The organism is Stenotrophomonas sp. YJH_SMC_73 (assembly GCF_059370155.1).
In genome coordinates this window covers 19,490-31,997 of record NZ_JCAFTJ010000008.1, presented here as the reverse complement: position 1 = coordinate 31,997, position 12,508 = coordinate 19,490, and the positions used below count along the sequence as shown (strand labels likewise).

The 12,508-nt window shown below is 68.0% G+C and carries 14 protein-coding genes; 7 read left to right on the top strand and 7 right to left on the bottom strand.

The window, feature by feature from the left end; all coding sequences use genetic code 11:
- Positions 1 to 81: 81 nt before the first annotated feature.
- Positions 82 to 654 (top strand): OmpO family porin, encoded by a 573-nt coding sequence (locus tag AC5P8R_RS14025; protein ID WP_014645657.1) that lies wholly within the window; start codon positions 82 to 84, stop codon positions 652 to 654.
- A 198-nt stretch (positions 655 to 852) separates the two neighbouring features.
- On the top strand, positions 853 to 1,536 hold the full coding sequence (locus AC5P8R_RS14020) for a response regulator transcription factor (RefSeq protein WP_032961444.1): 684 nt from the start codon (positions 853 to 855) through the stop codon (positions 1,534 to 1,536).
- Positions 1,537 to 1,542: 6 nt separating this feature from the next.
- Here AC5P8R_RS14020 and AC5P8R_RS14015 read toward each other — a convergent pair whose 3' ends face one another.
- Positions 1,543 to 1,932 (bottom strand): DUF6165 family protein, encoded by a 390-nt coding sequence (locus AC5P8R_RS14015; protein WP_010486915.1) that lies wholly within the window; start codon positions 1,930 to 1,932, stop codon positions 1,543 to 1,545.
- 178 nt (positions 1,933 to 2,110) lie between these two features.
- Between AC5P8R_RS14015 and AC5P8R_RS14010 the strand changes: the two genes are divergently transcribed.
- Positions 2,111 to 2,809, top strand: a complete 699-nt coding sequence (locus AC5P8R_RS14010) for a TorF family putative porin (RefSeq protein WP_142235568.1) — start codon at positions 2,111 to 2,113, stop codon at positions 2,807 to 2,809.
- On the opposite strand, the gene AC5P8R_RS14005 is transcribed toward AC5P8R_RS14010, so the two are convergent.
- On the bottom strand, positions 2,806 to 3,954 hold the full coding sequence (locus tag AC5P8R_RS14005; RefSeq protein ID WP_329768298.1) for an MFS transporter: 1,149 nt from the start codon (positions 3,952 to 3,954) through the stop codon (positions 2,806 to 2,808). The two genes, AC5P8R_RS14010 and AC5P8R_RS14005, sit on opposite strands and share 4 nt — an antisense overlap.
- A gap of 143 nt (positions 3,955 to 4,097) precedes the next feature.
- Between AC5P8R_RS14005 and AC5P8R_RS14000 the strand changes: the two genes are divergently transcribed.
- Positions 4,098 to 4,985: a LysR family transcriptional regulator gene (locus AC5P8R_RS14000; RefSeq protein ID WP_014645661.1), complete on the top strand. Its 888-nt coding sequence runs from the start codon at positions 4,098 to 4,100 to the stop codon at positions 4,983 to 4,985.
- Here the strand turns inward: AC5P8R_RS14000 and AC5P8R_RS13995 are convergent.
- Entirely contained in the window at positions 4,954 to 5,421 is a 468-nt protein-coding gene (locus AC5P8R_RS13995; RefSeq protein ID WP_014645662.1) for a YehS family protein, read from the bottom strand. The two genes, AC5P8R_RS14000 and AC5P8R_RS13995, sit on opposite strands and share 32 nt — an antisense overlap.
- Before the next feature lie 160 nt (positions 5,422 to 5,581).
- Between AC5P8R_RS13995 and AC5P8R_RS13990 the strand changes: the two genes are divergently transcribed.
- Complete coding sequence (locus tag AC5P8R_RS13990; protein WP_014035694.1) at positions 5,582 to 6,334, top strand: SDR family NAD(P)-dependent oxidoreductase; 753 nt, start codon at positions 5,582 to 5,584, stop codon at positions 6,332 to 6,334.
- 90 nt (positions 6,335 to 6,424) lie between these two features.
- Here AC5P8R_RS13990 and AC5P8R_RS13985 read toward each other — a convergent pair whose 3' ends face one another.
- The 4 genes from AC5P8R_RS13985 to AC5P8R_RS13970 form a co-directional block, all read right to left on the bottom strand.
- Positions 6,425 to 7,321, bottom strand: coding sequence for an SPOR domain-containing protein (locus AC5P8R_RS13985; RefSeq protein ID WP_046428160.1), 897 nt, complete (start codon positions 7,319 to 7,321; stop codon positions 6,425 to 6,427).
- Between the two features lie 21 nt (positions 7,322 to 7,342).
- Positions 7,343 to 9,031 (bottom strand): arginine--tRNA ligase, encoded by a 1,689-nt coding sequence (argS, locus tag AC5P8R_RS13980; protein ID WP_032961431.1) that lies wholly within the window; start codon positions 9,029 to 9,031, stop codon positions 7,343 to 7,345.
- A 112-nt stretch (positions 9,032 to 9,143) separates the two neighbouring features.
- Positions 9,144 to 9,848: a RadC family protein gene (gene radC, locus AC5P8R_RS13975; RefSeq protein WP_014035697.1), complete on the bottom strand. Its 705-nt coding sequence runs from the start codon at positions 9,846 to 9,848 to the stop codon at positions 9,144 to 9,146.
- Positions 9,849 to 9,918: 70 nt separating this feature from the next.
- Entirely contained in the window at positions 9,919 to 10,545 is a 627-nt protein-coding gene (locus AC5P8R_RS13970; protein ID WP_014645666.1) for a response regulator, read from the bottom strand.
- A 199-nt stretch (positions 10,546 to 10,744) separates the two neighbouring features.
- Here AC5P8R_RS13970 and coaBC point away from each other — a divergent pair, with 199 nt between their 5' ends.
- Entirely contained in the window at positions 10,745 to 12,034 is a 1,290-nt protein-coding gene (coaBC, locus tag AC5P8R_RS13965; RefSeq protein WP_258014748.1) for a bifunctional phosphopantothenoylcysteine decarboxylase/phosphopantothenate--cysteine ligase CoaBC, read from the top strand.
- Positions 12,031 to 12,504 carry a dUTP diphosphatase gene (gene dut / locus AC5P8R_RS13960; RefSeq protein WP_014035700.1) on the top strand — a complete coding sequence of 158 codons (474 nt, stop codon included), beginning with the start codon at positions 12,031 to 12,033 and terminating at the stop codon, positions 12,502 to 12,504. The genes coaBC and dut overlap by 4 nt, the downstream gene beginning before the upstream one ends.
- The last annotated feature ends 4 nt before the right edge of the window (positions 12,505 to 12,508 follow it).

The following is a 12,508-nucleotide window of genomic DNA, read 5'->3' as shown; positions in this document are numbered from 1 at the left end:
CGAATAACGGAGAATTTACATTCCCGATGCGATGGCGCCCTGGCGCTGCTGCACACCATAAGAAAGTAAAGGTGTACCCCCATGAAGAATTCGCTGATTGCTCTGGCCCTGGCCGCTGCCCTGCCGTTCACCGCTTCGGCTGCTGAGAACCTGTCCTACAACTACGCCGAAGCCGACTACGCCAAGACCGACGTTGAAGGCATCAAGGCCGACGGCTGGGGCGTGAAGGGTTCCTACGGCTTCCTGCCGAACTTCCACGCCTTCGGCGAATACAGCCGCCAGGAAATCGACCACACCAACCTGAAGGTTGACCAGTGGAAGGTCGGTGCCGGCTACAACGTTGAAATCGCTCCGAGCACCGACTTCGTTGCCCGCGTTGCCTACCAGAAGTTCGACCGCAAGCACGGTCTGGACTTCAACGGCTACAGCGCTGAAGCCGGTATCCGCACTGCCTTCGGCGCCCACGCCGAGGTCTACGGCATGGTCGGTTACGAAGACTACGCCAAGAAGCACGGCGTCAATCCGGATGGCCAGTGGTACGGCCGCCTGGGTGGTCAGGTCAAGCTGAACCAGAACTGGGGCCTGAACGGCGAGCTGAAGATGAACCGCCACGGCGACAAGGAATACACCGTCGGCCCGCGCTTCAGCTGGTAATTGCTGCCTCGGCGCGATTGCGCGCTGAAGACGCCCCAACAGGCCCGGCATTTGCCGGGCCTGTTGCGTTTGCGCCGTGGCAAACCGGAATGCTGTCTGACTGGCGGAATGCGCGGGCCAGCCATTGCAAGGAATTGGATTCCGCCGCTGCGGGCACCGACCTACGTTGGATGTCCCATGTTGCCTGGACATGCCGCAATGCCGCTGACCCTCCCGCCTCTGCTGCCTGATCGGCCACGACGCCTGGCGCTGCTGGACCCGCACCCGGTACTGCGGTTGGGCGTGGAAGTGCTGCTGCGCCAGCACGCGGGTGTGCAGGTACGGGTGAGCCTGTCCAGCGAGGCGCACCTGCTGCACCTGCTGGAGCGCAGCCCGACGTGTGTCGACCTGCTGCTGATCGATGCGTTGCCCATGGGCGACCTGGGCGATGGGCTGGCCCTGTTGCACGTGCTGTCGCAGCGCTGGCCGGCACTGCCGGTGCTGGTGCTCTCGGCACACTGCAATGCCAGCACGGTGGCCACCGCGATGCGTGCCGGTGCGCGCGGCTTCCTGTCCAAGTCGACGCCACCGGACGTGCTGCTGCGTGCCATTGATGTGGTCGCCCGGGGAGGGCGCTTCGTGCCACCGGAGCTGCGCGCGGAACTGAACCTGCCGGGCACGCGTGCACGCAGAATGCCGGCCCCGGCACTGGTGCCGTTGAGCCAGCGCGAACGGGAAGTGCTCGGGCTGGTGCTGAAAGGGGTCAGCACCAGCGAAATGGCCCTGCGATCGGGGCGTTCAGCCAGCACGATCAGCTCGCAGAAAACCTCGGCCTACCGCAAGCTCGGCATCCGCGGGGACGGTGACCTGTTCCGCTTCCGCCACCTGCTGGAATGCGGATGAGCGGCGTTACTCGCCCTGGTACTGCTTCTCTTCCACCAGTGCAGAACCGGCCACGCGGTTGATCTCGTTCTTCACCTGCACGCGCTCGCCATTGGTGCCATAGACACCGCGTGCCAGCTGGATGAATGCATCATCGAACACCTGGGCCGCTTCCTTGTCGCGCAGCTGGTCCTGGATGTCCCACATACGCTCGTTGATCGCCTTCAACTGCTGCTGCAGCGCGGCCAGGGCCGGCTGTGCCTGCAGCTGCTGCTGCAACAGGGGCAGCAGGCCGTCCAGCTCGGTGCGCACGTTGGCCAGCTTGGCGGCATCGTCGATGCGCTCGGCCTTGATCTGGAGAATGGTGATCTTGTCGATCAGCTCGCCGATCGATACCGGGGTCAGGATGGCGTCCACGCGGTTGGTTCCTGGAAACAGGGCGCCATGATACCGCGCCGCTGGCGCATGGCCCCGATCCACGGGATTTACGCCGAATTTGCGCCGCGGGCCGGGCCGCACCCTCGATCCGTTACGGCCACGCGCTGGACACTGCCGTCCCGGCGGCGTGACCGCCTTCGACGAGGAACACAGTGCAGTGAACAGCAAGGGGATGATGGCGGCGGTGGTGGCCGCCCTGGCAGGGCTGCTTGGCATGGGCAGCGCGCAGGCACAGGTGCAGGTCAGTGGCAGTGCGGCCTTGACCAGTGACTACGTGTGGCGCGGCAGCTCGCAGAGCGATGGTGACCCGGCGGTGCAGGCCGGCGCGAAGATCTCGATCCCATCGGGCTGGTACGCCAGCGTGTGGGGGTCCAACGTCTCGTTCAAGCCGGACAATGGCGCGCGCAGCGAGTTCGACCTGGTGGCGGGCTGGTCCGGCGCGCTGGCACCGGACTGGACGCTGGATGCGAACCTGACCCGCTATGTGTATCCGGGTACCGGTCGTGCGCTGGACTGGACCGAACTCAACACCAACGTGACCTGGAAGCAGCGCGCCTGGCTGCAGGTCGCGCATTCCAACGATGCGTTGGCCGGTGGCCATCGCGGAACCTATGCCCAGCTGGGCGTGCGTGTGCCGCTGCACGAACGCGTCCGCCTGGAAGCAGCGGTGGGCCAGTACTGGCTGGCCACCGCGCAGGGCCCGGATTACCTGCATGGCCAGCTCAGTGCCATTGCCACGCTGACTCCGGCATGGGAGCTGCGCGCCACCGTGCATGACACCGACAGCGCGGCCAAGCGACTGTTCCCGGGCAATGCCGGTGGACGCTGGGAGCTGGCGCTGCAGGGCAGCTTCTAGTTCGACGATGCCGCCTGGCGCGCGCGCAGCGCGCCGGGCAGCCACAGCAGCAGGGCCAGCACGGCCACGGCGGCACCGGCCACGCAGACGCCGGTCCAACCGTAGCGCTGGTAGACCTGCGCCGACAGCAGCGAACCCAGCGAGCCGCCGATGAAGTAGCCGGTCATGTAGCCGGCATTGAGGCGGTTGCGCGCCGCGGGCTGCAGCGCATAGATCAGGTTCTGGTTGCTGACGTGCAGCAGCTGTGCGGCCAAGTCCAGCACCACCACGCCGATCAGCAGCGCCAGCAGCGAGTGGGCCGACAGCCCCAGTGGCAGCCACGACAGCAGCAACAGCACCAGCGCGATGGCAGTGGCGCGTCCGGTCTGGCCGCGGTCGGACATGCGCCCGGCCAGGCCGGCCGCCAGCGTGCCGGCTGCACCGACCAGCCCGAACAGGCCGATGGTGGCATCGCTGTAGGCGTAAGGTGGCTGCGCCAGCAGGAACGCGAGCGGGGTCCAGAAAATCGCGAACATGGCAAAGCTGCAGGCACCCAGCAGGGTGCGCTGGCGCAGCACCGGCTCCTGCACGAACAGCACGCCGATCGAGCGCAGCAAGGCGAAATAGCCCAGGCCGGCGCTGTGGTGGAATCGCGGCAGGCCGCGCTGCAATGCCAGTGCGGTCAGCACCAGGGTGCCGGCAGCGATGGCATACACCAGGCGCCAGTCACCCAGGCTGGAAAGCAGGCCGGCCACGGTACGCGCCAGCAGGATGCCCAGCAGCAGGCCACTCATCAGCGTGCCGACCACGCGGCCACGATGTTCCGGCGCGGCCAGCGTGGCCGCGAACGGCACCAGCACCTGTGCCACCACCGAAAACAGTCCGGTGATCGCGGTCCCGACCAGCAGCCAGGCCAGCGACGGCGCGCAGGCACTGATCACCAGGCCACCGGCCGACAGCAGGCTCATCACCACGATCAAGCGGCGGCGCTCGAACAGGTCACCCAGTGGCACCAGCAGGATCAGTCCGGCGGCATAGCTCAGCTGTGCTGCGGTAACCACCATGCCGACCTGGCCGAACGGCACGCCGAAGGCATCTGCGATGGTGTGCAGCAGCGGTTGCGCATAGTAGTTGCTGGCCACGGCCACGCCGGTGGCGACCGACATCAGCAGCACCTGCCAGCGGTGCAGAGGGGGAAGGGACGGGCTCACGCGGTGTTCCAGGAAGCGGGGTGCACAGTGTCCGCCTGCTGCGATCATGATGGAAATGAATCATCATCATCCTTGTCATCTGAAAACAAGATAGCTGGATGAACCTCAAGCAGCTCGAGTTTGCCGTCGCCCTGGCCGAGGAGGGCAATTTCACCCGTGCCGCCGAGCGCTGCCACGTGGTGCAGTCCGCGCTCAGCCACCAGATCGCCCACCTGGAACAGGAACTGGGTGCCACACTGTTCGAGCGCCTGCCACGCCAGGTGCGGGCTACCGCCGCCGGCGAGGCGTTGCTGGTGCACGCACGCCAGGTGCTGGCCAGCCTGCGCCACCTGCGCGCCGACGTGGCCGCCGTCAGTGGCGAAGTGCGTGGCCTGCTGGCCATCGGGCAGATTTCTTCGCTGACCGACATCGACGTCGTGGCGATGCTGGCGGCCTTCCAGCGGGTGCACCCACAGGTGGAGTTCCAGCTGCGCGTGGACAAGAGCGAAGACCTGATCGCACAGGTGCAGTCGCGCGCGCTGGATGTGGCACTGGTCGGCCTGGCGCCGTCGGCAGCGCTGGATGGCGTCTGCCACCAGGTGCTGCAGGAGGAGGATCTGGTAGCGGTACTGGCGCCGTCGCACCGGCTCGCCGGGCGCACGCGGTTGCCATTGACCGCACTGCAGGATGAAGCGCTGGTCGACTTCCCGCGCGGTACCGGTGCGCGCCGGCAGACCGACGATGCCTTCGCCGCCGCTGGCCTGCCGCACACGGTGCGTTTCGAGGTCAACCTGATGGAACTGGTCGAGCGCTTCGTCCGCCACGGATTGGCGGTCGGCATCGTGCCGGCGTTGATCGCCGAAGGTTTCCAGGGCGTGGTTCAGATTCCACTGCAGCCGACCCCGACCCGGCGCGTACACCTGGTCTGGCAGCGGCTGCCGACGCCGGCCGCGCGCGCCTTCGTCGAGGCCGTGCTCAGCCGCGCAGGCGCAGGCTCAGGCCCTTGAGGAAGTTGCGCAGCATCTGGTCCAGGCAGCGCCGGTAGTTGGTGTGCCCGGGCTGGCGGAACAACGCACCGACTTCCGACTTGGACACGTTGAAGCCGGCGCTGGCGAAGATCTCCATCAGGTCCACGTCGCGCAGCTGGAAGGCCACGCGCAGCTTCTTCAGCACCAGGTTGTTGTCGATGCGGGTTTCCACTGCACGCTGCGGCTGGCTCTCGTCGCGACCGCGCAGGTGCACGATCAGGCCATCGAGGAAGTGCGCCAGTGCGCTGTCGTTCATCGCCTCGAAACCGGCTTCGTCCTCGCGGCGCAGCCAGGCCTTCACCTGCTCGGTATCCACGGCGAAGGCCGGGTCGGCCATCTGGCACAGGGTGACCACGTGCTGGTCACCCAGGTCCAGGGAGTAGCGCACGCTGCGCAGGACATCATTGTTGATCATGGCGCAATTGTACCGGTCACCCCGACACGTGGGGTCGCCGCCGGGGTCAGATCCCTTTGCTCCGCAAAGGGATCTGACCCCGGATCCGGCCGATCCGGCAACACGGGTGCTGCCGGACGGTGCCAGAATGGAGATCTGGTTTTCCCCCTGGAGTTGCCTGATGACCCGCACTGTCCTGATTACCGGCGCCACATCCGGCTTCGGCGCCGCCGCCGTCCACCGCTTCGCCCAGGCCGGCTGGAAAGTGATCGCCACCGGCCGCCGCGGCGAACGCCTGCAACCGCTGGTCGAGCGCTATGGCAAGGACGTGGTGCACGCCGCCGCCTTCGACATCCGCGATCCGGTGGCGATGGAGGCGGCCCTGCTGGCGCTGCCGCCGGCCTTCGGCGAGATCGACCTGCTGGTCAACAACGCCGGTCTGGCGCAGGGCACCGCACCGGCACAGAGCGCCAGGCTGTCGGACTGGACCACGATGATCGACACCAACATCACCGCGCTGGTGACCCTGACCCACCGCCTGTTGCCGCAGCTGGTGGAGCGCAAGGGTGCGATCATCAACATCTCGTCGGTGGCCGGCGTCTACCCGTACCCGGGTGGCAACGCCTACGGTGGCACCAAGGCCTTCGTCAGCCAGTTCTCGCTGGGCCTGCGTTCGGACCTGCACGGCACCGGCGTGCGCGTGACCACGATCGAGCCGGGCATGGCCGAGACCGAGTTCACCGTGGTCCGCACCCATGGCGACCAGAATGCGTCGGACAAGCTGTACAGCGGTGCCAATCCGATGACCGCCGAAGACATCGCCGAACAGATCTTCTGGGTGGCCACGCTGCCACCGCACCTGAACATCAATCGCCTGGAGCTGATGCCGGTCAGCCAGTCCTTCGCCGGGTTCCAGGTCGCCCGCGAGGGCTGACGCCGTGTGTGGAGTCGAGCCATGCTCGACTCGGCAGAAACAAAAAAAGCCGGGCAATGCCCGGCTTTCTTCATGCAGTCCCGCAGAACGTCACTGCGCCTTGATGGCCATCGCCTGCAGGCCGGTGCCATCCAGCTTCTGCTTCGCTTCAGACAGTTCGCCGGCGCTGCCGTACGGCCCCATGCGCACGCGATACACGGTCTTGCCGTTGATCTGCGCCGACTCCACGCGTGCCGCCAGGCCCATCATGGCCAGCTTGGCCTTGGTGGCTTCGGCGTCGCCGGACGCACCGAAGGCACCTGCCTGCAGGATGTAGCGGGCGTTGTCGGCGGGCGCCGGTGCGGCAGTGGTCGCCGGCGCGGTGGGCGCGGCTTCCGCGCGCGGCGCGGGGGTGGCGGCCGTGCTGGTCGACGCCGGTGCGGTGCTGGCCGGCGGGGTTGCCGCGGCCGGGCGCTCGCTCAGCGGTGCCGGCAGCGGACGGTTGCTCGCGGTCACCGGTGCGGTGCTGGCGACGCTGGCCGTTGCGGTCGGTGCCGGCGTGGCCGTGCTCGCCGGCGGCACCGGCTTGCCCTCCAGCGCGGCCTGCGCGCGCGACGCTTCGGCCTTGGCCCGGCGCTGGTCCTCGGCACGCGCGCTGGCGGCCAGTTCGGCGTCGGACATTTCCACTTCCTTGCCCGGCAGCAGGGTGTAGAAGTCGTACTGCGTCGCCGCGGGCTTCTCCGGTTCGGCCGGCTTCGGCGTGGCCGGCTGCGCGGCTGGCTGGCTGCCGACATCGCTGTCTGCATCAGCAACCGGGGCCGGCTGCGCGTTCGGGTTCGGCTGCGGACCGGCGCGCAGGAAGCCGTCGCCTTCGCCCTTGAACAGGTTCGGCGCCGCCAGGAACACCACGGCGGCGATCGCCACACCGGCCACCAGCCACACCCATCCGGGTGTGCCCTGGCTGCTGCTGTTGCGTCGTGCCTGGGTTTTGCCGCGTCGTGCTGCCATGTGTACTGCGTCTCCTGATGCTTACATTTTTTCCGGGGCGCTCACGCCCAGGAGTTCAAGGCCGTTGGCCAGCACCTGGCGCGCCGCGCAGGCCAGGGTCAGCTTGGCGTTGCGATCGGCGGCGTCTTCCACCAGCACCGGCGTCCCGTGATACCACGTGTGGAAGGCATGCGCCAATTCACGCAGGTACTGCGCCACCAGGTGCGGCTCCAGCGCCACGCCGGCCGCTTCCACCACTTCCGGATAGCGCGAGATCTCGTTCATCAACAGCAGCGAGGCATCGTCGGCCAGGTGGCCAAGGTTGGCCAGGCCATTGCCCTGCTCGTACACCAGGCCCTTTTCCTGCGCCTGGCGCAGCAGGCTGCAGACACGGGCGTGCGCGTACTGCACGTAGAACACCGGATTGTCGTTGCTCTGCTGGCGCGCCAGGTCGATGTCGAAGGTCAGCTGCGAATCGGGCTTGCGCGCGATCAGGAACCAACGGGTGGCATCGCGGCCGGCTTCTTCGATCAGGTCGCGCAGGGTGAAGTAGCTGCCGGCACGCTTGGACAGCTTCACTTCCTCGCCGCCGCGCATGACCGTGACCATCTGGTGCAGCACGTATTCCGGCCAGCCCTGCGGGATGCCCACTTCCATCGCCTGCAGGCCGGCGCGCACGCGCGCCAGCGAGCCGTGATGGTCGGCGCCCAGTTCGGTGATCGCGCGCTCGTAGCCGCGCTGCCACTTGGACAGGTGGTAGGCCACGTCCGGCACGAAGTAGGTGAAGGTGCCGTCGGACTTGCGCATCACGCGGTCCTTGTCGTCACCGAAGTCGGTGCTGCGCAGCCACAGCGCGCCGCCTTCCTCATAGGTGTGGCCGGACGCCTGCAGCTTGGCCACCGCTTCGGCAACCTTGCCGTCGGCGTACAGCGAGCTTTCCAGGAAGTAGATGTCGAAGTCGACACCGAACGCGGCCAGGTCCAGGTTCTGCTCGTTGCGCAGGTAGGCCACGGCGAAGCGGCGGATTGCCTGCATATCGTCCGGATCCTTGGCGCCGACCACGGTGCTGCCTTCCAGGTCGACGCTGGCACCGGCCATGTAGGCGCGGGCGACATCGGCGATGTACTCACCGCGGTAGCCGCCTTCCGGCCAGCCGTCCTGATCGGGTGCGATGCCCTTGATCCGCGCCTGGGTGGACAGCGCCAGGTTCTCGATCTGCACGCCAGCGTCGTTGTAGTAGAACTCGCGCTTGGCGTTCCAGCCGTTGGCATCGAGCACGCGGGCCACGCAGTCGCCGATCGCCGCTGCGCGGCCATGGCCGACATGCAGCGGGCCGGTCGGGTTGGCCGACACGTACTCCACGCCCACCGTGCGGCCATTGCCGGACAGGTTGCGGCCGTAGTCGTGGGCTTCCTTGATGACCGAGGCGGTTTCGCGCTGGTACGCGGCCGGGGCCAGATGGAAGTTGATGAAGCCGGGGCCGGCGATCTCGACCTTGCTGACGTCCTCGCTGCGCGGCAGCGCCTCGACCAGCGCCTGTGCCAGTGCGCGCGGATTGCTGCGCGCGGCCTTGGCCAGCAGCATCGCGGCGTTGGTGGCGAAGTCGCCGTGGTCACGGGTCTTCGGGCGCTCGACCACGAAGTCCGGCGGCAGGGAGTCGGCGGGCAGGGTGCCATTGGCGCGCAAGGCTTCGATGCCTTGGCTGATCAGGGCGCGGAGGAGATTTTTCACGAGGCCTGCTGTGAGAATGAGCGGCGGAATCGCCCATTTTAGCGCAGATGCCCGCGCCCACGCTGACCAGGACATGCCTGCGGGGCGCCCGCCCGGCCCTGACCAGGGCCGTTCAGCCGAACAGGCGCGGCTGGGGCGGGGACAGCAGGCCCCGTTCAGCAAATGAAACGGGGCGGCCCTCGCCGACCACGAAGTGGTCGAGCAGGCGCACGTCCACCAGTGCCAGCGCCTGCTGCAGTTCATCGGTGATGCGGGTATCGGCGCCGGAGGGCTCGGGGTCGCCGGAAGGGTGATTGTGGCTGAGGATCACCGCTGCCGCATTGTGCAGCAGGGCTCGACGCACCACCTCGCGGGGATAGACCGGGGCGGCATTGATGGTGCCCTGGAACAGTTCTTCGCAGGCGATCAGGCGGTGGCGGTTGTCCAGGAACAGCGCCATGAAGATCTCGCGGGCCTGGCCGCGCAGGCGGTGCTGCAGATAGCGGCCGACCGCAGCGGGGTTGTTGCCGACGGCCTCGCCCTGCTGAAGTTCGGCCGCCAGATAGCGGTGGGCCAGTTCCAGCCCGGCGGCCAGTGCACAGCTTCGAGCAGGGCCCAGCCCCGGCAACCGGGCCAGCTCGCGGGCCGGGCGGTCCAGCAGCACACGCAGGGGACCGTGCGCCTGCAGCAGGTCGCGCGCGGTCTGCACCGCATCGCGTCCACCGAAGCCGGAGCCGAGGAACAGTGCCAGCAGTTCTGCGTCGGACAGCGTGGCGGGGCCGCGTGCGATCAGCTTCTCGCGGGGACGTTCCTGTTCGGGCCAGTCGTGGATGGGCATGCCTGCATCATCGCCAGTGGGGGCGATGCGGCCCATCAGGGCAGGACGCATGCCCGGGTCGGCCGTTGCCTCAGTCGCGTCGCGACTGCAGGTAGGCGAACAGCTCCTGGTTGTTCTGCAGCCCCAGCTTGCGCTTGGCCTCGGCCTTCTGCCGGCTGATCGTCTTGGGGCTGCGGCCGCAGTGGACGGCGATGGCGTTCACTTTCAGCCCGGCGGCCAACAGGTCCAGCACTTCCTGTTCGCGGGCGGACAGCGCCGCCGGTTCGCGCGCGAACATCAGGTCGCGCGCCTGCAGGTGGTGGCGCAGCTGCTGCGAGACGAACACCTGCCCTGCCATGGCCGCGTTCAGGGCCTGCGGCAACTCGCCGAAATCGGCGCACTTGTCGACCAGGCCGCTGACACCCTCACGCAGCAGGCCATCGAGCAGGCCGGGGTGGCGGGCGCCGGTAAGCACCACCACGGGCATGCGCGGGTGGCGTGCGCGCAGTTCAGCGATCAGTTCCGGGCCATCCGGGCCGGTGCCCGGCATGGAGAGGTCGGTCAGCACCGCGTCGCAGCCGTGGTGCTCGACCAGCTGCAGCAGCTCGGCGCCGTCACGCGCGCTGCCGACGACCTCCATCAGGTGGGTCTGCAGCACGATGCGGATGCCGTGCAGGACGACGGGATGGTCGTCGGCGATGATGATGCGCGGGTGCACGCGGAATCCTCGAAAAGCGAAGCGGCACACCTGCGGCGGCCACTGACGATTCTGCAAACGTGGCCGGCCTACAGGTATAGGAAAGTTCCGAATCGCAGTGTCTTGAACCCCGGAAGCGCTGTGGTGCAAGTCCCATCTGCTGATAGCTGCCCGCTATGTGCGCTGTGCACCGGGACATTACCGACCATCGGGTAAGCTAATGCCCTCGTTTGCACAGGAATTCCAGGTGGCTGACTCCCCCAACGCTTCCCCCGCGCCCGGCCGCGCGCTGGAAGGCCAGAAACTGCTGTTGTGCGTCGGAGGCGGGATCGCGGCCTACAAGGCCCTGGAACTGGTGCGACGCCTGCGTGATGCGGGCGCCCAGGTGCAGGTGGCGATGACCGCCGGCGCCCAGCAGTTCGTCACCCCCCTCAGTTTCCAGGCCCTGTCCGGGCAGCCGACCCGCACCACGCTGTGGGACAGCGCCGCCGAACAGGCCATGGGCCACATCGAGCTGGCCCGCTGGGCGGACCGCATCGTGGTCGCGCCGGGAACCGCCGATCTGCTGGCCCGGCTGGCCCAGGGCCATGCCGATGACCTGGTCAGCACCCTGTGCCTGGCCAGCACCGCACCGCTGACGATCTGCCCGGCGATGAACCACCGCATGTGGCTGCATCCGGCCACCCAGGCCAACATCGCCCTGCTGCGCCAGCGTGGTGCGCAGGTGATCGGCCCGGTCGATGGCCCGCTGGCCGAAGGTGAATCCGGTCCCGGCCGGCTGGCCGAACCCGGCGACATCGTGGCCGCGCTGGCCGCCAATGGCGGCGCAGCTGCGACGGTTGCCGCGCCGGAAACCCGTGCCCTGCAGGGGCTGCGCCTGCTGATCAGTGCCGGCCCGACCTACGAAGACATCGATCCGGTGCGTTACGTCGGCAACCGCAGCAGCGGCAAGATGGGCTTTGCCCTGGCCGCCGCTGCTGCCGCGCTGGGCGCGCAGGTGGTGCTGGTCAGCGGTCCGGTACAGCTGCCGACGCCGCCGGGCGTGCAGCGCATCGACGTGCGCTCGGCCGCGCAGATGCGCGATGCCGTACTGAAGTCGCTGCCCGCCGACATCTATATCGGTGCCGCCGCGGTGTCCGACTACACGCCGCGGCAGGTCGCCGCGCAGAAGCTGAAGAAGACCGCCGACAGCCAGTCGCTGGTGATCGAACTGGTGCGTACGCCGGACATCCTCGCCGAAGTCGCTGCACAGACGCAGTCGCTGAAGCTGGTGGTCGGCTTCGCCGCCGAGACCCACGACGTGGAGAAATACGCGCGCGGCAAGCTGGTCGACAAGCGCCTGGACCTGGTGATCGCCAACCAGGTCGGCATCAGTGGCGGCGGTTTCGAGAGCGACAACAATGCCGCCACGGCCTTCTGGCAGGACGGCGAACAGGTATTCCCGGCCACTTCCAAGCGCGAGCTGGCCGAACAACTGCTGACGCTGATCGCGCGGAGACTCCAGGCATGACCCAGGCATCCACTTCCCACCCGCTGCAGGTCAAGCTGCTCGATCCGCGCTTCGGCGACAGCTGGCCGCTGCCGGCCTATGCCACCGAGGCCAGTGCCGGCATGGACCTGCGCGCGGCGCTGGATACCGCGCTGACCCTGCAGCCGGGCGACACCGCGCTGGTGCCCAGCGGCCTGGCCATCCATATTGCCGACCCGAACCTGTGCGCGGTGATCCTGCCGCGTTCCGGGCTGGGCCATCGGCATGGCATCGTGCTGGGCAACGGCACCGGCCTGATCGATGCCGACTACCAGGGGCCGCTGCTGATCAGCGTCTGGAACCGTGGCCGCGAGGCCTTCACCATCGAGCCGGGCGATCGCATCGCGCAGCTGGTGGTGGTTCCGATCGCCCGCGTCAGCCTGCAGGTAGTGGATACTTTCACCGACAGCGTGCGGGGCGCGGGTGGATTCGGCCATACCGGGGTGCGTTGACAGG

What these genes read in the sequence shown, in the direction of transcription:
- AC5P8R_RS14025 (WP_014645657.1), top strand. Translation starts at nt 82, where the DNA reads ATGAAGAATTCGCTGATTGCTCTGGCCCTGGCCGCTGCCCTGCCGTTC.
- AC5P8R_RS14020 (WP_032961444.1), top strand. Translation starts at nt 853, where the DNA reads ATGCCGCTGACCCTCCCGCCTCTGCTGCCTGATCGGCCACGACGCCTG.
- AC5P8R_RS14005 (WP_329768298.1), bottom strand. Translation starts at nt 3,954, where the DNA reads ATGTCGGTCGCCACCGGCGTGGCCGTGGCCAGCAACTACTATGCGCAA.
- AC5P8R_RS14000 (WP_014645661.1), top strand. Translation starts at nt 4,098, where the DNA reads ATGAACCTCAAGCAGCTCGAGTTTGCCGTCGCCCTGGCCGAGGAGGGC.
- AC5P8R_RS13995 (WP_014645662.1), bottom strand. Translation starts at nt 5,421, where the DNA reads ATGATCAACAATGATGTCCTGCGCAGCGTGCGCTACTCCCTGGACCTG.
- AC5P8R_RS13990 (WP_014035694.1), top strand. Translation starts at nt 5,582, where the DNA reads ATGACCCGCACTGTCCTGATTACCGGCGCCACATCCGGCTTCGGCGCC.
- AC5P8R_RS13985 (WP_046428160.1), bottom strand. Translation starts at nt 7,321, where the DNA reads ATGGCAGCACGACGCGGCAAAACCCAGGCACGACGCAACAGCAGCAGC.
- radC (WP_014035697.1), bottom strand. Translation starts at nt 9,848, where the DNA reads ATGCCCATCCACGACTGGCCCGAACAGGAACGTCCCCGCGAGAAGCTG.
- coaBC (WP_258014748.1), top strand. Translation starts at nt 10,745, where the DNA reads ATGCCCTCGTTTGCACAGGAATTCCAGGTGGCTGACTCCCCCAACGCT.
- dut (WP_014035700.1), top strand. Translation starts at nt 12,031, where the DNA reads ATGACCCAGGCATCCACTTCCCACCCGCTGCAGGTCAAGCTGCTCGAT.